At 60.3% G+C, this 23,931-nt stretch carries 20 protein-coding genes and 1 tRNA gene; 8 read left to right on the top strand and 13 right to left on the bottom strand.

Annotated features, from left to right (window positions below; genetic code table 11):
* Position 1 precedes the first annotated feature (1 nt).
* Positions 2–367 (bottom strand): hypothetical protein, encoded by a 366-nt coding sequence (locus phaeop14_RS05500; protein WP_040173064.1) that lies wholly within the window; start codon positions 365–367, stop codon positions 2–4.
* A 144-nt stretch (positions 368–511) separates the two neighbouring features.
* Here phaeop14_RS05500 and phaeop14_RS05495 point away from each other — a divergent pair, with 144 nt between their 5' ends.
* Positions 512–1,270: an alpha/beta fold hydrolase gene (locus phaeop14_RS05495; RefSeq protein WP_096788982.1), complete on the top strand. Its 759-nt coding sequence runs from the start codon at positions 512–514 to the stop codon at positions 1,268–1,270.
* Between the two features lie 29 nt (positions 1,271–1,299).
* Here phaeop14_RS05495 and phaeop14_RS05490 read toward each other — a convergent pair whose 3' ends face one another.
* Both phaeop14_RS05490 and phaeop14_RS05480 read right to left on the bottom strand, forming a co-directional pair.
* Complete coding sequence (locus phaeop14_RS05490; protein ID WP_014874309.1) at positions 1,300–1,482, bottom strand: hypothetical protein; 183 nt, start codon at positions 1,480–1,482, stop codon at positions 1,300–1,302.
* Positions 1,483–1,764: 282 nt separating this feature from the next.
* Positions 1,765–3,138, bottom strand: a complete 1,374-nt coding sequence (locus tag phaeop14_RS05480; RefSeq protein ID WP_096788980.1) for a methyl-accepting chemotaxis protein — start codon at positions 3,136–3,138, stop codon at positions 1,765–1,767.
* A 455-nt stretch (positions 3,139–3,593) separates the two neighbouring features.
* Between phaeop14_RS05480 and phaeop14_RS05475 the strand changes: the two genes are divergently transcribed.
* Positions 3,594–6,122 (top strand): ATP-binding protein, encoded by a 2,529-nt coding sequence (locus phaeop14_RS05475; protein ID WP_040178169.1) that lies wholly within the window; start codon positions 3,594–3,596, stop codon positions 6,120–6,122.
* A 30-nt stretch (positions 6,123–6,152) separates the two neighbouring features.
* On the opposite strand, the gene phaeop14_RS05470 is transcribed toward phaeop14_RS05475, so the two are convergent.
* From phaeop14_RS05470 to phaeop14_RS05455, 4 genes are all read right to left on the bottom strand, one after another.
* On the bottom strand, positions 6,153–7,133 hold the full coding sequence (locus tag phaeop14_RS05470; protein ID WP_096788979.1) for a glycosyltransferase family 2 protein: 981 nt from the start codon (positions 7,131–7,133) through the stop codon (positions 6,153–6,155).
* Between the two features lie 31 nt (positions 7,134–7,164).
* Positions 7,165–7,250, bottom strand: a tRNA-Leu gene (locus tag phaeop14_RS05465).
* Positions 7,251–7,358: 108 nt separating this feature from the next.
* Complete coding sequence (locus phaeop14_RS05460) at positions 7,359–7,991, bottom strand: tetratricopeptide repeat protein (protein ID WP_096788978.1); 633 nt, start codon at positions 7,989–7,991, stop codon at positions 7,359–7,361.
* 69 nt (positions 7,992–8,060) lie between these two features.
* Positions 8,061–8,534, bottom strand: coding sequence for an Lrp/AsnC family transcriptional regulator (locus phaeop14_RS05455; RefSeq protein ID WP_014879695.1), 474 nt, complete (start codon positions 8,532–8,534; stop codon positions 8,061–8,063).
* Positions 8,535–8,702: 168 nt separating this feature from the next.
* Between phaeop14_RS05455 and putA the strand changes: the two genes are divergently transcribed.
* The 3 genes from putA (at position 8,703) to phaeop14_RS05440 (ending at position 13,478) form a co-directional block, all read left to right on the top strand.
* Positions 8,703–12,146: a bifunctional proline dehydrogenase/L-glutamate gamma-semialdehyde dehydrogenase PutA gene (gene putA / locus phaeop14_RS05450; protein ID WP_096790236.1), complete on the top strand. Its 3,444-nt coding sequence runs from the start codon at positions 8,703–8,705 to the stop codon at positions 12,144–12,146.
* Between the two features lie 86 nt (positions 12,147–12,232).
* Complete coding sequence (locus phaeop14_RS05445) at positions 12,233–13,021, top strand: rhomboid family intramembrane serine protease (protein ID WP_096788977.1); 789 nt, start codon at positions 12,233–12,235, stop codon at positions 13,019–13,021.
* A gap of 40 nt (positions 13,022–13,061) precedes the next feature.
* The gene (locus phaeop14_RS05440) at positions 13,062–13,478 is read left to right on the top strand and encodes a GFA family protein (RefSeq protein WP_096788976.1); all 417 of its coding nucleotides are present in this window, start codon (positions 13,062–13,064) and stop codon (positions 13,476–13,478) included.
* 93 nt (positions 13,479–13,571) lie between these two features.
* On the opposite strand, the gene phaeop14_RS05435 is transcribed toward phaeop14_RS05440, so the two are convergent.
* Both phaeop14_RS05435 and phaeop14_RS05430 read right to left on the bottom strand, forming a co-directional pair.
* Positions 13,572–14,357 carry an inositol monophosphatase family protein gene (locus tag phaeop14_RS05435; RefSeq protein WP_096788975.1) on the bottom strand — a complete coding sequence of 262 codons (786 nt, stop codon included), beginning with the start codon at positions 14,355–14,357 and terminating at the stop codon, positions 13,572–13,574.
* 205 nt (positions 14,358–14,562) lie between these two features.
* Positions 14,563–15,468: a LysR family transcriptional regulator gene (locus phaeop14_RS05430; RefSeq protein WP_040173045.1), complete on the bottom strand. Its 906-nt coding sequence runs from the start codon at positions 15,466–15,468 to the stop codon at positions 14,563–14,565.
* A 96-nt stretch (positions 15,469–15,564) separates the two neighbouring features.
* Between phaeop14_RS05430 and metF the strand changes: the two genes are divergently transcribed.
* Together metF and phaeop14_RS05420 are read left to right on the top strand one after the other, a co-directional pair.
* Positions 15,565–16,434, top strand: a complete 870-nt coding sequence (metF, locus tag phaeop14_RS05425) for a methylenetetrahydrofolate reductase [NAD(P)H] (protein ID WP_096788974.1) — start codon at positions 15,565–15,567, stop codon at positions 16,432–16,434.
* Positions 16,435–16,611: 177 nt separating this feature from the next.
* Positions 16,612–17,067, top strand: coding sequence for a PaaI family thioesterase (locus phaeop14_RS05420; RefSeq protein ID WP_096790235.1), 456 nt, complete (start codon positions 16,612–16,614; stop codon positions 17,065–17,067).
* A gap of 52 nt (positions 17,068–17,119) precedes the next feature.
* Here phaeop14_RS05420 and phaeop14_RS05415 read toward each other — a convergent pair whose 3' ends face one another.
* The 4 genes from phaeop14_RS05415 to phaeop14_RS05395 form a co-directional block, all read right to left on the bottom strand.
* Complete coding sequence (locus phaeop14_RS05415; RefSeq protein ID WP_096788973.1) at positions 17,120–17,659, bottom strand: GNAT family N-acetyltransferase; 540 nt, start codon at positions 17,657–17,659, stop codon at positions 17,120–17,122.
* Positions 17,660–18,267: 608 nt separating this feature from the next.
* Positions 18,268–19,455 (bottom strand): DUF2235 domain-containing protein, encoded by a 1,188-nt coding sequence (locus phaeop14_RS05405; protein ID WP_040173040.1) that lies wholly within the window; start codon positions 19,453–19,455, stop codon positions 18,268–18,270.
* A complete protein-coding gene (locus phaeop14_RS05400) occupies positions 19,433–21,730 on the bottom strand; it encodes a xanthine dehydrogenase family protein molybdopterin-binding subunit (protein ID WP_096788971.1) in 2,298 nt (765 codons plus the stop codon). The genes phaeop14_RS05405 and phaeop14_RS05400 overlap by 23 nt, the downstream gene beginning before the upstream one ends.
* 123 nt (positions 21,731–21,853) lie before the next feature.
* A complete protein-coding gene (locus phaeop14_RS05395; RefSeq protein WP_096788970.1) occupies positions 21,854–23,005 on the bottom strand; it encodes a type III PLP-dependent enzyme in 1,152 nt (383 codons plus the stop codon).
* A gap of 110 nt (positions 23,006–23,115) precedes the next feature.
* Here phaeop14_RS05395 and phaeop14_RS05390 point away from each other — a divergent pair, with 110 nt between their 5' ends.
* Positions 23,116–23,553, top strand: a complete 438-nt coding sequence (locus tag phaeop14_RS05390) for an Lrp/AsnC family transcriptional regulator (protein WP_014874276.1) — start codon at positions 23,116–23,118, stop codon at positions 23,551–23,553.
* Positions 23,554–23,931: the final 378 nt, after the last annotated feature.

Here is a 23,931-nt window from a genome sequence, read left to right as displayed (position 1 = left end):
CTTAGACAAATCCCCGCCAGCGCAGCACCACCACGAGCAATATCGCAACCACGATTAGCGAGAAGGCCATTGTGGCGACGATATCCAGTAGCCGTCCGCGGCGACGGTCTGCCAGGTCGATGGACTTCAGGTGCTTGATCACCTCTCGCGCCGCGCGCTGCAACGGATCATGCTCAACCGTCAGCCGCAGCTTCGGGTGCGCCAGCAAATGCTGCGCCTCGGCAAGCCGCATCCCCTGACGGTAGATCCGGCGTGGCAACCGGCGTCGCGCGTGTTTCAGGGCAGAGGCAAGATCGCCGCCGGCCTGTTCGCGGTCTTTCAGCAGTTCCTGAACCTGTTCGATATCGCTGAGAAGTGTATCTGCCATGGATGGTCCGGGATCTGAAAAACTAACGGCACAATAACGACGCTTTGCGGTGCGCTCAATGCCCAGCCGGAGATATCAAACACAACAGCAATCCCCCGCGCAAAGGGGCTGGCGAGCGGACGATGCCGACGTTATCACGGGGATATGCTGAACACGATCCGCCATGGCGCCCCGACCGACAAGCCCACCCTGATGATCGCGCATGGGCTTTATGGCTCTGCCCGCAACTGGGGCGCAATTGCCAAGCGGCTTTGCGATGAGCGTGAGGTCATCGCAATCGATATGCGCAACCATGGCAGCAGTCCCTGGACCGAGACCCACAGTTACCACGATATGGCCGATGATCTGGCGGAAGTAATCGCAGCGCATGGCGGGCCTGTTGATATGATTGGCCATTCTATGGGGGGCAAGGCAGCGATGACGCTCGCCCTCAACCACCCCCAGGCGCTGCGCCGCCTGCTGGTCGCGGATATTGCACCGGTGGCCTATACGCACAGCCAGATCCAGTACATCCATGCAATGCGTCAGGTTGATCTTGCCAAGGTCGAACGCCGCTCAGACGCCGAGGCGCAGCTGGCCAACCTCGGCGTTAAGAAAGCCCTACAGAGTTTCTTCACGCAGTCCCTTGATCTGCCAAACAGGCGCTGGCGCCTGAACCTGGACACCCTGGAACGCGACATGCCTCACATCATGGGGTTTCCCGAAACCGAAGCGCAATGGGACGGCAGCACGCTGTTTCTGTCCGGCGCGGCATCAGATTATGTCCTGCCGGAACATCGCCCTTTGATCAAGGCGCGGTTCAGCCGGTCCCATTTCGCCAAACTTCCTGATTGCGGACATTGGCTCCACGCCGAAAATCCCCGCGCCTTTGTGGCGACGGCCCGCGGGTTCTTCGACGCGTGAACGGCCCCCAGCCCAGGACGCGGGGGTGATCAGCCCTGATACAGCCGTCGGGCCACCAGATAGGACACCGGCAGTCCGGCAACGGCGCCAACAGCGGCCGCCATCAGAATAGCCGGAACAGAGACATGCCCGGCCACCAGAACCGCGATCACAGCGGCCCCAGCAAGGCTGCTGCCGATCAGGGAATAGAGGATGGATGCTAGGCGGATCATGGCGGTCACTCCGGTCATGGGTTGGCAAGATTTGGTTATCTGTCACCATAAATCATGGTGTCGGAAGACCGGTCTTTGATCCTGATCAGTTCCAGGGCAGCACAGCGCCGAAATGGCCACTGATCAGCCCCTGAAAACACTGCGATCAAAATACCAACCGCCGCAGCTGCTGGTGCAGTGCGGCGGCCATGTGCTGAGGACGTTTGGTACAGACGTTTCCCCATATCGTTCTTCTGTATGGGAGAGACGGCGCCTCAGATGGACCGCCTTTTTATGCCTAATTCAGCCGGTTGCACGGACACCGTAGCCCTGCGCTCCAGTGCCGCCGCTTCCAAATGACACGATGTTCTGGGTGCCTGATCCGGTCTTGAAGATGGAAATCTGGCGGGTCAACTCATTGGCGTCATTGGAGAGTGTCTGGCTGGCCGCAGTTGCCTCTTCGACCATGGCTGCGTTGTGCTGGGTCACCTGATCCAGCTGGCTGACACCGGTGTTGATCTCGACAAGGGTCACCGATTGTTCCGCCGCACCGGTTGCAATCTGGCTGACATGGCCCGAAATCGTGCTGACGCTGCCAATGATCTTCTGCAGTTCCTCACCCGCACGGCTTACCAGTTTTACACCGTTGCCGACATATTGCGAACTCTCGTTGATCAGCTGCTTGATCTCACCCGCCGCGTCAGAGGACCGCTGCGCCAGCGCGCGTACTTCGGAGGCAACAACCGCAAAACCGCGCCCAGCCTCGCCTGCCCGCGCGGCCTCAACACCTGCATTCAACGCCAGCAGATTGGTTTGAAAGGCGATATCATCGATCACCGAGATGATCTGCGAGATCTTGCCGGAGGAGTCCTCGATCTGCGACATCGCCGTCACCGCGTTGCTCACAACTTCACCGCTTTCCTCCGCGGTTGCGCGCGCATTGCTGACGATGTCCTCAACCTCACGGGCGCCATCGGCGGCAGAACGCACTGTGGAGGTCAGCTCCTCAATTGCAGCGGCGGTTTCTTCCAGTGTGGCGGCCTGGGTTTCGGTACGATGCGACAGCTCACTAGAGGACTGGCTGATTTCAGATGCCGTACTGCCGACCGCATCGGCGACCGCCTTCACCGTTTCAACAGCGCCATTCAAGGTATCCTGCGCGTTGTTGAACGCCTCGCAGAGTACCCGCATATCCGGCAGGTCAGAGGGCTGTACCCGGTAGCTCAGATCCCCCTCACTCAATGCTTCCAACCCTTTGGAGATTTCTTCAACACTGTTCTGTCGGGCGGTGATGTCGGTGGCCAGTTTGATCACCCGGATCGTATTGCCCTCGCCATCCAGAACCGGAGCATAAGTGGCTTGGATCCAGATCGTCTCCCCCGCTTTTGATACGCGCGGATATTGATCGGTGAAAAATTTCCCCGCCGCCAGATCCGCCCAGAACGATTTATAGGCGTCGCTGCGGGCATAATCGGGATCGACGAACATCGAGTGATGCTTACCTTGGATTTCCTCAAGCTGGTATCCGACCGCGCCCAGGAAATTCGCATTGGCCTCCAGAATCGTTCCGTCGGGTTCGAATTGGATCATGGCCTGAGTTCGATCGATCATATCCATGATCGATCGTTCCATTGTCGATTCAGCTTGCTGTTTCTTTGCATCACGTTTGAAAAACATCGTTACCCTCGGCCATACATTGAAAGTTGATCTAAAAATCAATATCGGAGGTTCCTTGCCCAAATGTTAACTTTGAAAAATGCGTCGCGTCAGGGGCCGGAGAGCAGCACCTCCCCTGTCTCACTCATAATTTCATTATTGCCTACAATAACTTAGTTACCCTTCAAAGTGTTCACTATAGATCACAAAGACACGCATTTACGCTAGCGCTCGTTAATACGTTCAACTCAAGATGGTACCCCTTCCGTTGGCAGCCACCTAAAAACCTGCTCAATTTTAGGTTAATCCGAGATACAACCGGCGAAACTCTCCAAACAGACCCCCCAGCAGGTTAGTGCCTGTGAGAAAATCCTCTCAAAGTGGAAAAGTTCGAGCATCATTAATATTGGTTGAACAGTTTTGCGACAGGAATGACTGTGTATCTTGAGTAGACGAAAATCACCGGTGTAGCTTTGATGAGAATTCGGCCTAAGGCGTGGATAAAGGCGCTGAACAATCGGACCTATCTGCCGACGCTGGTCGCCCTCGTGGTGATCGTTGCTGCGGGCATATCTGCCGAATCTCAGAATGACACCATTTATGACCAGAAACTGCGCGCCGATGTCCAATATGAAGCGGGGCTGATCCGCGCACGGATCGAGGGCAATCTATCGGCCGATATTCAGTTGGTTCGCGGTCTCAGGGCAGTTCTGTCGACAGAGCCAGATATGACCCAGCAGCGGTTTGCTCAATTGGCTTCTCATATCCTGGCGGCAGAAGATAGTTTGCGAAACATTGCGGCAGCGCCCGATCTTATCATCAAGCTGATGTATCCCATAGAAGGCAACGAGGCGGCGATCGGGTTGGATTACCGCAAGAACGACGCGCAACGCGCCGCAGCCCTACTGGCGCGAGACAGCGGTGACCTCGTTCTGGCAGGTCCGGTCGATCTGATGCAGGGCGGCCAGGGCATGATCGCCCGTTTTCCAATCTTCGTCGGGCCGCCAGAAAGCAAATCATTCTGGGGCATTCTTTCTTCCGTGATCGATATCGACGCCATCTATTCTCAGGGTGGGTTAACCCACCCTGATCTAATGATCGACGTAGCCCTCGTCGGCAACGATGGAAAAGGCGCGAACGGCGCGCAGTTCTACGGCAGTCCGGATATTCTGCGGGACGACCCGGTGTTGATGGACATAGTGCTGCCGGTGGGAACCTGGCAACTTGCCGCGCGCCCCAAAGGTGGCTGGCCCAACCGTGCCGACAACAAATGGCAACTGCGATTTACGATCTTTCTTGCCGGTACCTTCATTCTCTTTCCAACGGCCCTGGCCGGCCGATTGTCAGCAGCAAGGCGGACGGTGATTCAGACACTCAAACGGCGCGAACGTCAGCTGGAAGCGATGTCCCGCCGCTTGGAAATGGCTGTTGAAACCTCCAAGATCGGCATCTGGGAGATGAGGGACAGTTCTGACATTGCGATTTGGGATCGTAGAATGCGGGAACTGTATGGTGATCCAGTCGGTTCTAGCGAGGTACCGCTCTCTGTCTGGAAATCTCTGGTACATCCCAATGACCGCGATCGCGTCATCAACGGTTTTCAGGAGGCGCTGCACCACGTTCGCAACTACTCTATCGATTTTCGGATCAGACTGGAGAACGGCACCCATAAAAACATCCGCGCGATGGGCTGCTCGTTTCGCGATTCAAGGGGGCGCAACCGGATGATCGGCGTCGAATGGGATGTGACCCGCGACGTCGACCTCAACAATGAACTAAAGCGTACCAACCAGCAGTTGACTCACCGCAACGCCCAGCTGACCTATGCAAAACAGGCGGCCGAAAAGGCTGATCAGGCAAAGACCGAGTTTCTTGCCAATATGAGCCATGAGATCCGTACACCGATGAACGGCATCATCGGCATGTCCGATATCCTCGCTGAAAGCCCCCTCTCGGCGGAGCAAGAGCAATGCGTTGACACCATCCGGGACTCCTCTGTTGCTTTGCTGAAGATCATCAATGACATTCTGGATCTCTCCCGGCTGGAGGCAGGCAAGATGGAAATCAGCACCGTTGATTTCAATCTGCGCAAATGCGTCGATGGTGCCGTAGACGTTCTTCGCCCGAAGCTGCGTGAAAAAGGGCTGAGCTTCACGCAAACATACGCTCATGAACTGCCCGAACAGGTTCATGGTGACGATGGACGCCTGCGCCAGATCCTCGTCAATCTGCTCAGCAACGCTGTGAAGTTCACTCAAGAGGGCAGCATCGCCCTTCATGTCGGTTGCGATGGCAATGACCACCACCATCTGTTCATTGATGTCGTGGACACCGGTATCGGCATCTCTGAAGATCAGGCCAAACATGTGTTTGAGCGGTTTTCACAGGCTGATGCTGCCACTACGCGCCATTATGGTGGTACTGGCTTGGGGCTGACCATTTCAAATATTCTGGCACAGCGCATGGGCGGCGGCATTAGCCTGCAATCAAACGAAGGAGAGGGCTCCCGCTTCCGGCTCGAAATTCGCCTGTCCGCCGCCCGCTCCACGCACGAGATACCGACGCAGATCAACCCGATACCCTCCCAGTTACTGCCCGGACCAGGTGTACTGCTACTTGCGGATGACAACCGAACCAATCGCCTGTTGATCCGAAAGCTTCTCGCCAACACTCCGCTCAAAGTGATCGAGGCTGAGAACGGGCGCGAAGCGGTAGATATGTGCCGTGACCATCAACCGGCCATCATCCTTATGGATATGTCCATGCCAGAAGTCGACGGACTCACGGCGACCCGCCAGATCCGGGCCAGCGACATGGCGCAGCCCGCGATCATCGCCCTGACCGCCAACGCCTTCGAAAGTGACCGCCGCGCCTGTCTCGACGCCGGGATGGATCGCTTTTTGCAAAAACCGATCCGTAAACCGCTGCTTCTGGAGACCATCGCCTCGGTTCAGGCCGAACGCGCGGCGCCGCCGGATCAGACAAAAGACGGCACCAATTCCTGATCCCCTTTAGGGGCCAGCCACCGGACACGTTCAGTCTCTTGTGGCCAGACCAGGATTTTCCAGACAATAAGTATAGAGGTCACGGTACGTAGTAGCAGGATCTTCCATCAGCGCGTCAAACCGGCTGCGGTGCAATTCGATCGCCTGGTGTCGCAGAGCTAGCAACCGACCACCTGACGCCGCATCAAGTTCCTGCATCCGACCACGAATTGCATCGGTTCTTGCGGCCAGAAGCAGATCTTCCTGACTATTGTGATTGCGCCGCGTCCAGTATTTTCGATCAATGGCGCGATTGGCCTGATGCGCGCTGCCACGGTACGACTTCAGAACAAAACTCGCCGCGTCCTTTGTGTTATAGTGATTAATCTGCGCCAACGCCCGCTGGCCAGGATCTTTGGCCCGAAAATTACGATGCTCGTAGGCGCTGAGCGGCAGGCCGGAGCCGTTGCAGATGCGGATCTGATCGTCCGGGATTAGTTGCCCCTGTGGCCGGTGGACACCACATCGCGTATATGCACTTGGATCGAACATTGCCTTAAATGGCGTCAGGTGCGTTTTGACGCGCGCCTCATCCTCGGACATCGTGAAGGTTTCAACCACCAGATCCTGCGAGATCCGCGTCTTGCCTGAACCTCCAAAGTGCTTCCAGTTCAACATGATCTGATTGCACTCTGGCATCGCGTCAATGAGGTCCTGCACGGTTCCGCCATCCGCATGGACGACCAGAAACTCGTCAAGATCCAGCGCCAATACCCAGTGTGCATCTCGAAACGCCGCCTGCTTTGCGGCTCGCTTGTAGGCCTTCACCTGATGCCGCCCGCGCTCTGCACGGTTGTAAAAATAAGCAATCTCGCCCATGTCCCTCAGGGTTTTCAAGGTCTCATGGGTAAAGTCATCTGAATCGTTCTGATAGATGATGATGGTCTCAAAACCGATCATCTTGTGATAGGCGACCCACTCCAGAATGGTCGGCCCCTCGTTCTTGGCAGTTGCCACCAATGTGTAGCGCATTCACTGCTCCCGATACAACGCCTTCCAAAACTGGTGCGGACGGCGGGACTCGAACCCGCACGGCCATACGGCCAGGAGATTTTAAGTCTCCGGTGTCTACCATTCCACCACGTCCGCACAGCAGGCTAGGCCGCTGCTATCACAGACCTACCTAGGACGCTCCAGCGGTACAATGGGCTATCTGATCTGTTTGGCGAATTTTTCCGGGCGACGCCATGCGGCAACTTACAGCTCCACCTCCGGTGTGCCGGGGTCTGCACCTTCTGGGGCCAGCGGTCCACCTGGCGCCGCCAGATGCCGCTCCGGCAGCCAGGGGTTCAACGACAGCGCCTGCTCCAGCGCCACACGCGCCTCGCCCAGACGGGACAGCCCATATAGCGACAGCGCGCGCCCACTCATGGCGGCCACGTGGCGTGGCGACAAGGCCAGCGCCCGATCCAGATCCGTCAAGGCCGCCGCAAAATCCCGTCGCAGATAGTGAACAAAGGCACGCTGGTTGTAGCCCTCGGCATAGTCCGGACAATAGGCGACCAATCGGTCGAAGGCCTCCAACGCTCCCAGAAAATCAAAGGCTGAGCGCCGGGTCATCCCACGATCCAGCAGGGCCTGCGCCTCAGCGTTGGGGGCATCTGCCCAATATTGCCAGAACTGGTTGGAGATCTGCTGCGCCGACGCCTCATCCGGGGCGGCCTGCACACGGCCAATCAACTGATCGACCGCGCCCTGATGATCCGGAGCCGCCGGGCAGCTTGCAATATCGCCGGATGGCGGCGGCGGCCCTGCCCCCTCCGCCTGCGCGAGGGACGCAGCCGTAGCGAAACCAAGAACAAGAAGCGGGGCAATCCAGAACTGTCGCATCCTCCAATCTTGGCGCAAAGCCCTTGCCGGACAAGTCACGATTTCGCGCGCACCCGCCCGGCCTGCCGATCACGGCAGCACAGCGCTGTCCTCAATCACTGCCTGCATCGCCACATAGGTGGAGGTCGACGCCACATGCGGCAACGCAGAAATCTTCTCGCCCAGCACCGCCCGATAGGCCGACATGGATCGCGTCCGCACCTTCAGAAGATAGTCAAAATGTGAGGCCATCAGATGCGCCTGTTCGATCTCGGGCACCCGCGCAAGGGCCGCGTTGAATTTCGCCAGGGCTGCCTCGCGGGTGTCCGTCAGTTTCACTTCGACGAACGCCACGTGATCCAGCCCCAGCCGGATCGGATCGATCAATGCCCGATAACCGGTGATGATCCCCTCAGCCTCCAGCCGCCGCAGCCGCGCCTGTGTCGGTGTCTTCGACAGCCCAATGCGGCGCGCCAGATCCGCGATCGACATGCGCCCGTCCTCGCCCAAGGCGGCCAGAATCGCCTGATCGAACCGATCCATTCCCGGAAAGTCCATTTGCATCGAAAACCCACCTCTTTTTGGCCCATTGCACTTCATATCCCACATTTTTGGCCGTTTGTCCCAATCGATTCACGATATTATGTGTGAAACGACCAACCTGGGCATCGCCCATGGTTCTTTCGGAGAGTTCCCAACATGACCGCGCCCCAAACCCAGACCACGCCCGCAATGCCTTCTGCGCCGACACCGACGCACAGCGACGCCATGCGCTATCAGATTGATGCAGGCACCTATGTTGATCAGGCCCAGATGCGGGACCAGCTGTTCGCGCTTGCCAATCTGGACGCGACAGACCGCAGCACCATCAGCGCCAATGCCGCGGCACTGGTGCGTGACATCCGCGGCCACTCCTCCCCCGGTCTGATGGAGGTGTTTCTCGCCGAATACGGGCTCTCCACCGATGAAGGCGTCGCGCTGATGTGCCTTGCGGAGGCGCTGCTGCGGGTGCCTGACGCGGACACCATTGACGCCCTGATCGAGGATAAGATCGCGCCGTCGGAATGGGGCAAGCATCTGGGCAAATCCACCTCCTCACTGGTCAATGCCTCCACCTGGGCACTGATGCTGACCGGCAAGGTGCTGGATGAGAAACGCAGCCCCGTCTCCGCCCTGCGCGGCGCCATGAAACGTCTGGGGGAGCCGGTGATCCGCACTGCTGTCAGCCGCGCGATGAAAGAAATGGGCCGCCAGTTCGTGTTGGGCGAAACCATTGAAGGCGCCATGAAACGCGCTGCCGGGATGGAGGCCAAGGGCTATACCTATTCCTATGACATGCTGGGGGAGGCCGCCCGCACCGAAGCGGACGCTGCGCGCTATCATCTGGCCTATTCACGGGCGATTTCGGCCATCGCGGCAGCTTGCAACAGCGAGGACATTCGCCAGAACCCCGGCATTTCGGTGAAACTCTCGGCCCTGCATCCGCGCTATGAGTTGGCGCAGGAAACCCGCGTCATGGAGGAGCTGGTCCCGCGTCTGCAGGCGCTGGCGCTCCTGGCCAAAGCGGCCGGCATGGGCCTTAATGTTGACGCCGAGGAGGCTGATCGCCTGTCGCTCTCGCTTGAGGTCATTGAGGAGGTGATCTCGGATCCCGCCCTCGCTGGCTGGGACGGCTTCGGTGTGGTGGTTCAGGCCTATGGCCCGCGCACCGGCGCGGCGCTGGATGCGCTTTATGACATGGCGAACCGTTACAATCGCCGCCTGATGGTCCGGCTGGTGAAGGGCGCCTATTGGGACACCGAGGTAAAGCGCGCCCAAGTAGAAGGCGTCGATGGCTTCCCGGTGTTCACCCACAAATCCCTGACCGATGTGTCCTATATCGCCAATGCCCGTAAGCTCCTGTCGATGACCGACCGGATCTATCCGCAGTTCGCCACCCATAATGCCCACACTGTCTCCGCCATTCTGCATATGGCGAAGGAGATCGATAATGGCGCCTATGAATTCCAGCGGCTACATGGCATGGGCGAGACCCTGCACCAGATGGTGCTGGAGCAGAACCGCACCCATTGCCGGATCTATGCGCCGGTTGGGGCGCATCGCGATCTATTGGCCTATCTGGTGCGGCGCCTGCTGGAAAATGGTGCCAACAGCTCCTTTGTGAACCAGATCGTGGACGAAAATGTCCCGCCAGAGGTGGTCGCCGCCGATCCTTTCGCTCAGGTCGAGGATCTGACCGCAAACCTGCGCAAGGGTCCCGACCTGTTCCAGCCGGAGCGCCCCAATTCGATGGGATTTGATCTGGGCCACGCGCCCACCCTTGCGGCCATCGACGCCGCTCGAGCGCCTTGGAAGAGCCACAGCTGGGCTGCAGAGCCGCTGTTGGCCAAGGCGCCCGCGACCGCAACCACCACAGATGAGCCAGTGCGCAACCCTGCCGACCTGACCACCGTGGGCCAGGTGCAGACAGCCGGTGAGGCCGAGATTGACGCCGCACTCAGCGCCGCAACCCCTTGGGAGGCCGGCGCTGAGACCCGCGCCGAGATCCTGAACCGTGCGGCTGACCTCTATGAGGAAAACTACGGTGAACTGTTCGCCCTGCTGACCCGCGAGGCGGGCAAGACCCTGCCCGACTGCGTGGCGGAACTGCGCGAGGCGGTCGACTTCCTGCGCTACTACGCCGCGCGCATCCCGGCGGAACCGCCGGTTGGTGTCTTCACCTGTATCTCGCCCTGGAATTTCCCGCTGGCAATTTTCTCAGGTCAGATTGCGGCTGCTCTGGCGGTGGGCAATGCGGTTCTGGCCAAACCCGCAGAGCAGACGCCGCTGATCGCCCATCGCGCCATCTCGCTGCTGCATGAAGCGGGCGTGCCCCGCAGCGCGCTGCAATTGCTGCCGGGCGGCGGCGCCGTTGGTGGCGCCCTCACCTCCGATGCACGTGTCGGCGGCGTGGCCTTTACCGGCTCTACCGCAACCGCGCTCAAGATCCGCGCCGCCATGGCCGAGCACCTTCGCCCCGGCGCGCCGCTGATTGCCGAGACCGGCGGTCTCAACGCAATGATCGTGGACAGTACCGCCCTTCCAGAACAGGCCGTGCAATCCGTGATCGAAAGCGCCTTTCAATCCGCAGGTCAGCGCTGCTCGGCCCTGCGCTGCCTCTATCTTCAGGACGACATCGCCGACAATGTGCTGAAAATGCTGAAGGGCGCGATGGATGCGCTGCGGCTTGGCGACCCCTGGATCCTGTCCACCGACAGTGGCCCAGTCATCGACGAAGCCGCACGCGGAGGAATCCTCGCGCATATCGACGCCGCCCGCGCCGAGGGACGGGTGCTGAAGGAGATGACCGCTCCGCAGGGTGGTACCTTCGTGGCCCCGACCCTGATCGAAGTCCCCGGCATTCAGGCGCTGGAACAGGAGATTTTTGGCCCGGTTCTGCATGTGGTGCGCTTCAAATCTCAGGATCTGGACCAGATCATCAGTGATATCAACGCCACCGGTTACGGGCTGACCTTTGGCCTGCACACCCGGATTGATGACCGGGTGCAATACATCTGTGACCGGATCCACGCGGGCAACCTCTATGTGAACCGCAACCAGATCGGCGCAATCGTCGGCAGCCAGCCCTTTGGCGGCGAAGGCCTCTCCGGCACCGGACCCAAGGCAGGCGGCCCCTTCTACATGACGCGCTTCTGCGCCCCGGACCGGCAGCAGGTGGCCGAAAATTGGCCCACCGAAACCGCGATCATGACCACCCTGCCCGCCCCCACCGGCCAGCCCATGCAGGAGGTCACCACCAGCCTGCCCGGCCCCACCGGTGAGTCCAACCGCCTGTCGCAGCTCGCGCGCCCGCCACTCCTCTGCCTTGGGCCGGGACAGCAGGCCGTCGCAGCGCAGGCCCGCGCGGTTCATGCCCTTGGCGGCACCGCGATTGAGGCTTCCGGCCCGATCGAGATGTCACAGCTGCCAACCATGGACGGGCTATCCGGCGTAATCTGGTGGGGCGATGCGGCCACCGCGCGCGAGATTGAGACCTGGCTGGCGAAACGCACCGGCCCGATCCTGCCGCTGATCCCCGGCCTGCCGGATATCGCACGGGTGCAGGCCGAGCGGCATGTCTGTGTCGATACCACCGCTGCGGGCGGCAACGCGGCCCTTCTGGGCGGTATGTCCTGACTGCCGCACCAGTCTGGATGACGCCCGCACAGGCGACGCGCGGGTAAGCTCTTGACGCTGGGCCATATTCGGCCCAGCGTTCCCCCATGTTTCCGATCCGTGACCACAACCCGTCCGGGCGCACGCCCTATGTGACCTACGCGCTGATGGTGGCGAATATCGCGATCTTTGCGCTGACCTATTTTGGCTATGACAGCCCGCGCCGCCTGACCGCGCTCTACAACGCCTACGCCCTGCTCCCGGCAGAGATCACATCAGGCTACGACTGGAAAACGCTGCTGACCTCCACTTTTCTTCATGGCAGCTGGATGCACCTTGGCGGCAACATGCTGTTTCTGTGGATCTTTGGCGACAACATGGAAGATGAAATGGGTCATTTCACCTTCCTCGCCTTCTACCTTGTCTCCGGGATCGGAGCGGGGCTGATCCATGTGGCCAGCGCACCATATTCACTGGTGCCGCTGGTCGGCGCCTCCGGCGCCATTGCCGGGGTCATGGGCGGGTATCTGCTGCTCTTCCCGCGGGCGCGCGTCGATATTCTGTTGATCCTGATCGTCTATTTCCGCGTCTTCTCAATTCCCGCCTTTGTGATGCTGGGTGTGTGGCTGGGCATGCAATTTCTGGGTGGCATCGGCTCTGATCCGCAGGCGGGCGGTGTGGCCTATTGGGCCCATGCGGGCGGTTTTGGTGTCGGGCTGGTGCTGACGATCCCGCTCTGGCTGCGGCGGGGCGGACCGGCCTATTGGGGCAAGACCCATGGACAGCCGCCCCACCCCAAGGTCAGCTACTCTGCCAGTCGCATCCCCCGCGTGGCGCGCAAATCCCGGCGTGATGACCACAGGAACAACCGCCGAGATAGCCCATGGGGCCGATAATGACGCGCCATCTCACATCCCTTAGAAAAGGCCCGCCTCAATGACCTCAGGCACACCCGCACCCGTCGTCACCGACGGCCCGACAACCTGCCATGCCAGCTGCCACTGTGGCGCGGTTGAGATCAGCGCCGACCTCCCCCGCGGCCTTGCCTCAGCCAGCCGCTGCAATTGTTCTTTCTGCATCCGCAGGGGTGCCGCCGCTGTCACTGCCCGCACCGCTAGCCTGCGCATCCTCAAAGGCGCGGAGGACCTCAGCCTCTACACCTGGGGCAGCCATACGGCGAAGCACTATTTCTGCAAGACCTGCGGCATCTATGTCTATCACCAGCGCCGCTCCGATCCGGCAGAATGTGGGATCAACCTCGGTTGCATTGACGGGGGCAACCCGCGCGCACATGCCGAAACCTATGGTGAGATCCCCTGGCACGATGGCGTGAACCACCCGTCGGACCAATAGGCAACAACAAAGCCGCCAGCCCACTCAGACAGAACGCACAAACGAAAAAACGCGACCCAAGGGCCGCGTTTCAAAACCTGCTATCGGACCTGATCAGTCCCGGATCACCTTGGCGAAGCCATCAAAGATCGCCTCATTGGCGCAGAGCACCTCGCCGGAGGTCAGGATATCATCCTCAGGATTCACCGCTTCAATCAGCCCGCCGGCTTCCTGCACGATGATGATACCAGCCGCCAGATCCCAGGCGTTCAGACGGCGTTCCCAATACCCTTCGTAGCGGCCCGCCGCCACATAGGCCAGATCCAGCGCCGCAGCGCCCCAGCGGCGCACACCGGCACAGGCCGGCATCAGCCGCGCCAGATCCTGCAGGGTCGCAGGCAGATCTGAGCGCCCGGCAAAGGGCAGACCGGTGGCGAAAATCGATTCAATCAAGCGGTGACGACCCGAGACACGGATACGGGTGTCATTCATCCAGGCGCCCGCACCCTTCTCGGCAAAAAACATCTCGTCTTTGGCGGCATCATAAACGACACCGGCCACAACTTTGCCCTTATGCTCCAGCGCGATGGAAATCGCCCAATGAGGCAGACCGTGCAAGAAGTTGGTGGTGCCATCCAGCGGGTCCACAATCCAGCGACGAGTCGGATCTGCGCCTTCCTCTTCGCCGCCCTCTTCGGCCAGCCAGCCATAGGTCGGGCGCGCGCCCATCAGCTCTTCTTTCAGGATCTTTTCCGCAGCGATATCGGCCTTGGAGACAAAGTCGCCCGCGCCCTTTCTCGACACCTGAAGGTTTTCAACTTCGCGAAAATCCTTGACCAACGACCGCCCCGCCTTACGGGCAGCTTTGATCATGATGTTGAGGTTTGCGCTGCCAATCATGCGAAAGACTCCTGAGCAAATAGGGGGAGATGTCGGTCAAACCGTGCCTATACGCGCCTCATTGCCGCTTGCCAAGGCCCAATAGCGGCATAACCCCGCCCCCGGCGCACATGAGAGCTATGCCCCAGACGCATGTGTCTCGCGAGGGCGAGCGACGATGAGCGGACAGCCCATAGCCAAGCACCAAACCCCCAGGGCCAGCGCTCTACTGCTGCTGTAGCCTGCGCGCCTCAACCTTGGCCAGGCGGATCAGCTCCTGCATATAGGGCTTTTCCCGGTCCTCACTGCGGATCGCCGCATAAAGTCTGCGGGTGATCCCCTTGGATGTCAGGGGCCGTGTCACATAGTCCGAGGAGTATTTCACCTCCCGCACCACCCAGTCGGGCAGTACAGAAATGCCCCGGTTCGATGCCACCAACAGCAGGATCACCGCCGTCAGCTCCACCTGCCGGATATGTGCAGGCTCAACCCCCGCCGGGGTTAGCAACTGGCTGAAAATATCCAGCCGCGACTTCTCCACCGGATAGGTGATCAGGGTCTGGCCGCGAAAATCCTCAGCCTCAATATGGGGCTTCTCTGCCAGCGGATGCAGCGCAGAGGCCACAAAAACCGGTTTGTAATCAAACAGCTCAATGAACTCGATCCCCGGCAGAACCTCCGGGTCGGAGGAAATCACCAGATCAACCTCCTCCTTCTGCAGCGCGGGCAGCGCGTCAAAGGCAAGGCCCGGACGAATATCCACATCCACATCAGCCCAATTCTTGCGCAAGCCCTCCAACACCGGAAACAGCCATTCAAAACAGGCGTGACACTCAATCGCGATATACATCCGCCCGGTGTTGCCATCCCGCAGCGCAGAGAACTCCGCCTGCATCGCCTCCACCTGCGGCAAGACCTGATCCGCCAGCCGCAACAGCCGCAGCCCCGCCGCCGACAGCTTCATCGGTTTTGAGCGCCGCAGGAACAGTTCCACCCCGGCCTGATCTTCCAGCCCCTTGATCTGATGGCTCAATGCGCTCTGAGTGATATTCAGCTGATCCGCCGCCCGCGCCAGCCCGCCTTCCTGATGGATTGCCTTGATCGTGCGTAGGTGACGGAATTCGATATGCATCTATCGTGTCGCTCATGTTGTTCTTGAGTATTATGAAATTGTTTCACAATAGGCTGTATGCAACAAGAGATGAAATCATGCGGAGCGCTTTTTAAAATGACGACCCCTGACATCTCTTTTGAATTCTTCCCGCCGCAGTCTCTGGAGGCCTCATTTCGGCTTTGGGACACGGTGCAGACGCTGGCCCCACTCGCCCCCCGATTTGTCTCGGTGACCTATGGCGCCGGGGGCACCACCCGTGACCTCACGCGGGAAGCGGTGGCAACCTTGCACAACGCCTCCGGCCTCAATGTCGCGGCGCATCTGACCTGCGTCAACGCCACCAAAGCGGAGACCATGACGATAGCCGATCAGTTCGCTGAGGCAGGTGTCCGCGAAATCGTGGCCCTGCGTGGTGACCCGCCAAAAGGCTCCGCCGGGTTCGAGCCTCACCCCGACGGCTACGCCAATTCGGTTGAACTGATCGCCGCATTGGCTGAACGCGATCAATTCTCCATTCGTGTCGGCGCCTACCCTGACCGCCATCCGGAGGCCACCAGTGCCCGCGCGGATGTCGACTGGCTGAAGCGCAAACTGGACGCCGGCGCGGATGAGGCGCTGACCCAGTTCTTCTTTGAGGCCGATACCTTTCTGCGCTTCCGTGATGAGTGCGCCAAGGCCGGGATCGACACCAGCCGCATCACCCCCGGCATCCTGCCGATTGAAAACTGGAAAGGCGCGCGCAACTTCGCCAAACGCTGCGGCGCCACCATTCCGGCCTGGATCGACGATGCCTTTGACAAGGCGATCCGCGACGGTCGCGAAGATCTGCTTGCCACGGCTCTGTGCACTGAACTTTGCTCCGATCTGATGGACAACGGCGTCGACAAACTGCACTTCTACACGCTGAACCGCCCAGAGCTGACCCGTGATGTCTGCTTTGCGCTTGGCATCACCCCCGATGTCTCGCTGGAGAACGTGGCGTAGCGCTTGCTCTGCGACCTGCGCGCTTCTAGCCTCCGATCCTGACGCCCCTGCTGTTTTCGGCTGGGGCGTTTTGTTCAGGACTAAGATCAGGATTGCCGCATGACCGCACCGTCTCCCTCATCCGTCGCGCCCTCCGCCGCCTCTCACCGACGCCGTGCCACAGGTCTCGCCGATCTGATGAAGCCCGAGGAGATTTCACTGATTTCCGGGCTGGAGTTCATGCAGTCCATTCTTGACGGCCGCCTGCCCGGTCCGCCCATCGGGGAAACCCTGGGCTACCATCTGCATAGCGTCGAGGCTGGCAAGGTGAGTTTTCGCGGCACACCGGAATTTGCTGTCACCAACCCGCTCGGCACGGTTCACGGCGGCTGGTATGGCACCCTGCTGGATAGCGCCATGGCCTGCGCCGTGATGACCCGCGTGCCCAAGGGGTCGGTCTATACCACACTGGAATTCAAGGTGAACATCCTGCGATCGATCCCGCTGGGCACCGAAATCGAATGTATTGGCCTCACCAATCACGTCGGACGCTCCACCGGCGTTGCCCATGGCGAGTTGCGCGACATCCAGGATGGCAAGCTTTATGCCACCGGTTCCACCACATGCATTATTATGCGTAGCGCGCCAAGCTGATCCATCCTGCCCAGCGCCTACAAAGTCACGCCCGCACACCCACGCTGCGAAATCAGAGCGATTTAACCAATCGGTGCAAGCGCTGTTCGCGCAGATCAACCCGCATATCGCCACTAAGGCCAGTCGCGGCGAAACCCTCTCGCTCCCAGAATGCTCGTCCCCTTGGATTGGCTTCAACCACCGCAAGAAAAATCTGTGACGCCCTCCGACCACGTGCCAATGCTTCGACATGGGCCAGAAATGGCACGCCATAGCCAGCCCCTCTGGCCCATGGCCCCAGCAGCATCAGTCCAAGATACGCATCCCCCGGTTCAGGAAACCCAAAAGACAACTCTGCCAGTCCAGACAGTCTTCCGGAGGCAATCATTCCTAACCTGTAGGATCGTGCAGGATCACATCCGGGCGGCCCGTCTGTGAAAAAACTTTCGGCTTTGGCGCGCCCCGGTGCGAGCCCCTCGACCAGCATCCAGTAGTCCGGCGCGCCCCGATAAAACGCCTCCACCAGATCAAGATCACTCTGTGGGTTAAGCGCCCGTATATTCAGGTGCGGGATTGCCGCCGCTTTTAAACCAGATGAAGTTGAGCTTCTCATGCCTAACCTCCACGCTCAATCAATCAGTAGATGTAGAGAAAAACTGCCATTCAAGCTAAAGTAAATCTTTAACCCGTAGCCTTCAATGCGGTCACTCATCGTGGAACATGTGAATATCGCATTAGAATTAATAAGAAATGTTCCTGCTCCCTTTCGTATTCTGGGCATCGTTGCCGTAACCCTCATAGCCACCCTGCCACTTTTGAAATCCGCCCATCCTGGGTACATCCTCGCTGGATTGGTTAGCATCCAACTTTTCGTGGCATTTCTGCTCCCCATACTCATATCGTCAAGCATCGAAGACAGCGCATGGCTGGACGATGAAAACTTGGGATGCGTTTTAGTATCCGGCCTCAACCCTCAAAGGGACGATTTCTTGGCAGTCCGCGATGGCCCCGGCACTGACTTCACAAAAATCACACAGAGATACGCGCACCAAAAACTATGGGCCCATGGGAAAACCTTTGGCTGGCTCAAAGTGAGATTCATTGAGAAAGGACAGCGAGTAGAGGGCTGGGTATTCCGCCGCTATACAACATCCACATCTTGCGCGTGAGCCGGAGAACCGGCCCCATAGCACACTACCACCAAGGCTCAGACCAAGCTGCCTAACGCGCCACTTTGGACAGCTCCGACTGCCACTGCGCCACACGTTTGTCGGTGATATTGGCGCCCACGCTGCTGTGCAATCGCTCGCTGCTGTCCAACCCGACCCGACGGTTGCCGCGCAGCAGGAAAATCTTGCCCCAGCCGCGCCAGGTTCCGACGGAGGGCGCGGTTGGATCAACTGAAAACCGCATGCGCCAGTCACGCGGCAGCGGCAGCCCGCAGTTTTCGGCCCGCTCCAGCATCCAGACAAGAGAGACATTGGACAACGGCCGCGCCTCTTCAAATCCGCCCAGCTGCCCGCCCACATCGCCATGGCTGCCCCGGAACCAGACCTGCTCCACCTTGCCATCATGCCCGTCGGGGCATTCCCAGAGGACCGGCGCAAAAACCTGCCGGGTCTCATCCAGCGCCAGCGCATGAAAACCGTTTTTTACATGTTTGCCGAGCTGATGGTTGTGAAACCCATGCCGCCGCTCCGCCCAGCGCCACAACAGCGGCAACCGCAGGCCCAGCGCCTTCACCGTGTCCCAGACGCCAACCATCTCGATCTCTACATCCCGGTGGCAATAACGCTCCGTAAAAGTGGAGGCGACACAGCCCCCGGTTTGCGCCGCCGCCTGCGCGGTGGCGCCTGCTTCTTCCGTCTCAGCGATGTCTGGTTTAGCCGTCGTCAGCGATCCTTGCGTCTTGCCCGGTCCGCTGGCCGAAGCACCACCACATTGGTAGTGCCGATACGCGGTGCGGATGTTGCGCACGGTGGCATGTTCAGCCTTCAGCAGCCCGACCTCATCTATAACCCCAGCGAGCGAGCGCACCGCATAGGCGCCCCGCGAATAGCCCATGAGATAAATCCGGTCCCCCGGACGGTAGCGCGAGGCGAGATAGCCATAAGCGCGCCGGATCTGACGGTTGATGCCACGCCCGATCATCACATCCGCAGTTTTGCGCCAGCTCTGCCATTGCACCCCCGCCTCATAAAAGACAGAGACCTGCGGGCCGACCTCCTGGCACAGCCGGTAGACCATGCCAGCGTGGGTTTCATGCCCCGGTTCCAATGTCGACATGGTGCCATCAAGGATGATCAGATGGGCCTGCGGCCCGCGCAGCTTGGTCTCGGCAGAATGCTCGGAGCGCAGCGGGCGCCCAAGCCATCCCAGGATCCTCTTACTCAGCTGCGTCAGCGACATTCCTCAATGCTTCCCATAGTCTAAGTGGTGTGTAAGGCATCTCAACCTGCCGCACGCCACGATCCCAGACCGCGTCCTGCACGGCATTTGCCACCGCTGCCAACGCGCCCACGGTCCCGGCCTCGCCGCAGCCCTTCATGCCCATCGGGTTCTGGGTCGATGGCACCGGCGCAAAACCTACATCAATCATCGGCACATCCGCCGCACGCGGCAAGGCGTAGTCCATAAACGATGCTGTGAGCAGTTGCCCATCGGCATCATAGACCACCCGCTCCAGCAGCGCCTGCCCCAGCCCCTGCACCACCCCGCCATGCACCTGACCTTCGGCCAGCAGCGGGTTGATCAGATTGCCAAAATCATCGACCACGGTATAGCGGTCCACATGGCTGACGCCGGTTTCCGGGTCGATCACGATCTCGGCAACATGGGCACCGTTTGGAAACGACCGCCCCGGCAACTTGGCCCGTGCCGTGTGACGCAGCAACGCGTGATGCCCCTGCGCACGGGCCATCTCAGCGGCCTCCACCAGGGTTGGTCGCTGGTTGCTGCCCGGCGCGCTGAACTGCTCACCATTAAAGGTGACAGACCCAGGCTCCACGCCCAGTTGCTCTGCCAAAAAGGGAATAAAGGCGTCGATCATCACATCAACTGCCGCCAATGTGGCATTGGCCTGAGTGGTCACTGACCGCGATCCACCGGTGCCGCCACCCTGTGCGATGCGGTCGCTGTCGCCCTGCACCACGGTGATATCTGCTGCAGGAATACCTGTCTGGTCCGCCAGAAACTGCGCATAGACCGTCTCGTGGCCCTGCCCGTTGCTCTGCGTGCCGACATAGATGCTCACCCGCCCCTCCTCTTCAAAGGCAACTTCCGCGCTTTCTGAAGGATCCCCCAAAATACTTTCGATATAGTAACACAGGCCAACGCCCCGTAAATTTCCCTGCAACGCATCGGCGGCCCTGCGCTGTGCGAAACCGGCCAGATCCGCCGCCGCTTCGGTGCGGGCCAGAAGCTGATGGAAATCGCCCACATCATATGTCTCATCCGTTGCGGTCTTGTACGGGAACTGATCCGCACGGATGAAATTGCGCCGCCTAAGCTCCCATGGGTCAACCCCCAACTCGCGCGCGGCATGATCCATCACCCGCTCCAACACATAGATCGCCTCAGGACGTCCTGCCCCGCGATAGGCATCCACCTGCGCGGTGTTGGTATAGATCCCCTCCACCCGCAGCCAGGTTGTGCGAATGTCGTAGACCCCCGCCAACACCCGGCTGAACAGCTGTGTCTGCACCGGCTGGCCGAAATGGGAATTATACGCCCCCAGATTACACTGTGAATGAACCCGGTAGCCGGTGATGCGCAGGTCCGCGTCAAAGGCCAGTTCCGCGAGTGAGGTCAGATCCCGCCCGGCATTGTCGCTCAGCATCGCCTCGCTGCGATCCGACATCCACAGCACGGGCCGCCCCAGCAGGCGCGCGGCCTGGGCCACCACAAAATACTCAGGGTACGGCATCGCCTTCATGCCAAAGCCGCCGCCGACGTCGGGCGTGGTGACATGCACATCCTCCGCGGCCAATCCCAGTTTGTCGCTGAGCTGCTTTTTCATCGCCCAGACGCCTTGCCCACCGTAGGTGAACTGCAAACGCCCCTCGGCCCAATTGGCAAAACAGCCGCGCGGCTCCATCGTGTTGACGATGATCCGGTTGTCCTCAACCTGCAGCGCCACGCGATGCGCCGCCGACGCGAAGGCCGCCTCGGTTGCCGCCTCATCCCCCATGCCCCAGTCAAAGGCCCGGTTGTCCGGCGCCTCTGCGTGCAGCTGTTCGCCGCCCACTGCCAGATCCACCTTGGCCAGCAGATCGTCGATATCCAATTCGATCAGCTCCCCCGCATCACGGGCCTGCTCCAGCGTCTGCGCGATCACCACGGCGATCGGCTCGCCCACAAACCGGACGCGACCGCGGGCCAGCATCGGGCGTTCCGGCGCGGCGCCCTTGCTGCCATCGCGGTTGTCCACCACCGCGCCATCCATGCCCACGCAGATGCCAGCGGCCTCCAGATCAGCCAGTGTCAGGATGGCTTGCACGCCCTCAGCCTCGCGGGCCATCTCAAGATCCAGATGGGTGATGGTGCCATGGGCCACCGGGCTGCGCAGCACCCAGGCCCGCAGTGCGCCAACCGGTGCGGCATCTTCCAGATAGCGCCCCTGCCCGGTCAGGAACCGTATATCCTCAACCCGCCGCACCGGTTGGCTTTTGCCGAATTTATCCATCTCTGCCCCTGCCCTCACTGATGTCACGGACCCGGTTTGCCGATGGCAAACACAAAACCGCGGCGCGCAGGTGATATGCCCTGCGCGCCGCGCCAATTGATCCCGTCAGATGCGACAGTAGCCTTAAGGGCGCGCTTGTCCAGACAGCTCGATCACCGTCGCCACGTCAGACAGACCATAGCCGTTGAACTGCGTGCTCATGGCCGAGGAATAGGCGCCAAGACCGGGGAACAGCACATAGTCACCAATCTGCGTATCGCGTGGCAGCGGCAGCCCATCCGGCAACCGGTCCAGACTGTCACAAGTGGGGCCAAAAACCACGCGCGGCTGGGCGTCTGCCCCCCGACGGGTGCCATCAGCGGCAACCACTTCGACCCGCCCCGGCAGACCCATGTCGCGGATATCCACCAGGCCGCCGTAAATCCCGTCGTTGAGGAACACCACCTCACCGGCCTTGCGCATCCCCTTGATCCGCGCCGCCAGCGTAAAGCTCTCCGACACCATGGCGCGCCCCGGCTCGCAGATCAGCACCGGTTGCTCCGCACCAAAGGCCGCCTCTGCCGCCACGGAGATCGCGGCAAAAACCTTCTCCAGATCCGGTGCCACCCCATCACGGTTCGCCGCAAAGCCACCACCGACGTTCAACCGCGCAATCTTTACCCCTGCGGCGTCGATGATGCGCTTGGCCGCATGGACATATTCGACCCAGGCGCTTTCATCCTCGCACTGTGTTCCGGGGTGGAAACACAACGCAGGCGTCCAGCCCTCTGCCGCCACCCGCTTCAACAATTCGACCGCCATATCCGGCTCTGCCCCGAACTTGCTGCCAAAATCATAGGCCGCACCCGCCACCGGCAGGGCAAAGCGCACAGCGATTTCACAGCTCTTGGGCACATCGGCCAGCTTCTCCAGCTCGCTCGGCTCATCCACCGACCAGCTCGCCACCCCATGGGCGATGCCGGCGGCGATCTCAACGTCCGAGCGTACCGGATTGTTGTAATGCATCACCGCGTCCGGGCTGGCGGCACGCACCGCGTCCATTTCCGCAGGCGAGGCCACGTCAAATCCGGTAATGCCTGCCGCCACCAGATTGGACAGCACCGCCGGATGCGGGTTCGCCTTCACCGCATAGGTCACCAGCCCCGGAAAACCGCGCTGAAACCGGTTGGCCACGTCATGCAGCACCCGCGGCGAAAAATACAGGATCGGATGATCTGGTGTACTGCGCGCCAAATGGGTTTCAGGGGAAAGCCAGAGAGGTGGGATCTGCTGCATGGATATCGGCCTTAATTGGATGTTTTTTCCATTTTCCGCCACTACGCCGTCGATTTCGCTCGTCACATTGCCTATAATGACGAAAGATAACGTCACATCGCAGGCCACATATGCAAACCGACGAAACCGACCAGAACCTCCTGACGCTCCTGCGGGAAAACGCCCGCCGCCCGGTGGCCGATCTGGCACGCCGTCTGGGCCTTGCACGCACCACTGTACAGGCGCGGATTGAACGATTGGAAAGCTCCGGCGTGATCAGCGGTTACACGCTGCGCACCTCGGCGCAGGCGCGCCCGCCATTGCAGGCGACGGTGCTGATCTCGATTGAACCACGCTCCGGCCCTGAGGTTCTGGCCCGATTGCGCGGACTGCCGGGCGTCGAGGTCGTGCACACCACCTCAGGCCGGTTTGACCTCTTGGCGCAGGTGGTGGCGCAAACCACCACTGAGCTGGACGAGACGATTGATCGCATCGGCGAAGCACGCGGCGTGCGCTCCTCCGAGAGCCTGATCCATTTGGCCACAAAACTGGATCGCACCGGCCAGTAGGTTGCCCGCGCCAGTAAATTACTCACGAAGGGCTGATCAGCTGATGCGGCGGCTGCAAAAATCTTCCCTAAAAATTCGTGCGCCCGGCCACCCCTGCGGTATTCGCATCAAGGGTGCCCGGGCGACTTGAAACCATGGCGATCGGTACGCAAGGCCCGAGGGAGGCCTGCTGATGAAAGGGCAGCTTGGAACCCACCCTGGTCAACCGGATGCGACATCACTCACTGTCATCAGCAACCCAGTTTCCCCGTCATCCACCGTGCCGGACTAAGCTTAAAACGTCGTTATCACGAAGATCGTTCCAATCTTTTTTCAATTCGCCTAAATCGCGCACCGGTCCGCCGCGCCGGTTTCTCTATCGAGACTTCCCCTTTCCCA

It is taken from the genome of Phaeobacter piscinae (genome assembly GCF_002407245.1).
Taxonomy (GTDB): domain Bacteria; phylum Pseudomonadota; class Alphaproteobacteria; order Rhodobacterales; family Rhodobacteraceae; genus Phaeobacter; species Phaeobacter piscinae.
Note: the sequence above shows the minus strand (reverse complement) of the source record. Positions and strands in the feature narration are given on the sequence as shown.

Excerpts from the sequence above, each read along its gene's own strand:
- phaeop14_RS05500 (WP_040173064.1), bottom strand. The coding sequence starts at position 367 with ATGGCAGATACACTTCTCAGCGATATCGAACAGGTTCAGGAACTGCTG.
- phaeop14_RS05495 (WP_096788982.1), top strand. The coding sequence starts at position 512 with ATGCTGAACACGATCCGCCATGGCGCCCCGACCGACAAGCCCACCCTG.
- phaeop14_RS05490 (WP_014874309.1), bottom strand. The coding sequence starts at position 1,482 with ATGATCCGCCTAGCATCCATCCTCTATTCCCTGATCGGCAGCAGCCTT.
- phaeop14_RS05480 (WP_096788980.1), bottom strand. The coding sequence starts at position 3,138 with ATGTTTTTCAAACGTGATGCAAAGAAACAGCAAGCTGAATCGACAATG.
- phaeop14_RS05475 (WP_040178169.1), top strand. The coding sequence starts at position 3,594 with ATGAGAATTCGGCCTAAGGCGTGGATAAAGGCGCTGAACAATCGGACC.
- phaeop14_RS05470 (WP_096788979.1), bottom strand. The coding sequence starts at position 7,133 with ATGCGCTACACATTGGTGGCAACTGCCAAGAACGAGGGGCCGACCATT.
- phaeop14_RS05460 (WP_096788978.1), bottom strand. The coding sequence starts at position 7,991 with ATGCGACAGTTCTGGATTGCCCCGCTTCTTGTTCTTGGTTTCGCTACG.
- phaeop14_RS05455 (WP_014879695.1), bottom strand. The coding sequence starts at position 8,534 with ATGCAAATGGACTTTCCGGGAATGGATCGGTTCGATCAGGCGATTCTG.
- putA (WP_096790236.1), top strand. The coding sequence starts at position 8,703 with ATGCCTTCTGCGCCGACACCGACGCACAGCGACGCCATGCGCTATCAG.
- phaeop14_RS05445 (WP_096788977.1), top strand. The coding sequence starts at position 12,233 with ATGTTTCCGATCCGTGACCACAACCCGTCCGGGCGCACGCCCTATGTG.
- phaeop14_RS05440 (WP_096788976.1), top strand. The coding sequence starts at position 13,062 with ATGACCTCAGGCACACCCGCACCCGTCGTCACCGACGGCCCGACAACC.
- phaeop14_RS05435 (WP_096788975.1), bottom strand. The coding sequence starts at position 14,357 with ATGATTGGCAGCGCAAACCTCAACATCATGATCAAAGCTGCCCGTAAG.
- phaeop14_RS05430 (WP_040173045.1), bottom strand. The coding sequence starts at position 15,468 with ATGCATATCGAATTCCGTCACCTACGCACGATCAAGGCAATCCATCAG.
- metF (WP_096788974.1), top strand. The coding sequence starts at position 15,565 with ATGACGACCCCTGACATCTCTTTTGAATTCTTCCCGCCGCAGTCTCTG.
- phaeop14_RS05420 (WP_096790235.1), top strand. The coding sequence starts at position 16,612 with ATGAAGCCCGAGGAGATTTCACTGATTTCCGGGCTGGAGTTCATGCAG.
- phaeop14_RS05415 (WP_096788973.1), bottom strand. The coding sequence starts at position 17,659 with ATGAGAAGCTCAACTTCATCTGGTTTAAAAGCGGCGGCAATCCCGCAC.
- phaeop14_RS05405 (WP_040173040.1), bottom strand. The coding sequence starts at position 19,455 with ATGTCGCTGACGCAGCTGAGTAAGAGGATCCTGGGATGGCTTGGGCGC.
- phaeop14_RS05400 (WP_096788971.1), bottom strand. The coding sequence starts at position 21,730 with ATGGATAAATTCGGCAAAAGCCAACCGGTGCGGCGGGTTGAGGATATA.
- phaeop14_RS05395 (WP_096788970.1), bottom strand. The coding sequence starts at position 23,005 with ATGCAGCAGATCCCACCTCTCTGGCTTTCCCCTGAAACCCATTTGGCG.
- phaeop14_RS05390 (WP_014874276.1), top strand. The coding sequence starts at position 23,116 with ATGCAAACCGACGAAACCGACCAGAACCTCCTGACGCTCCTGCGGGAA.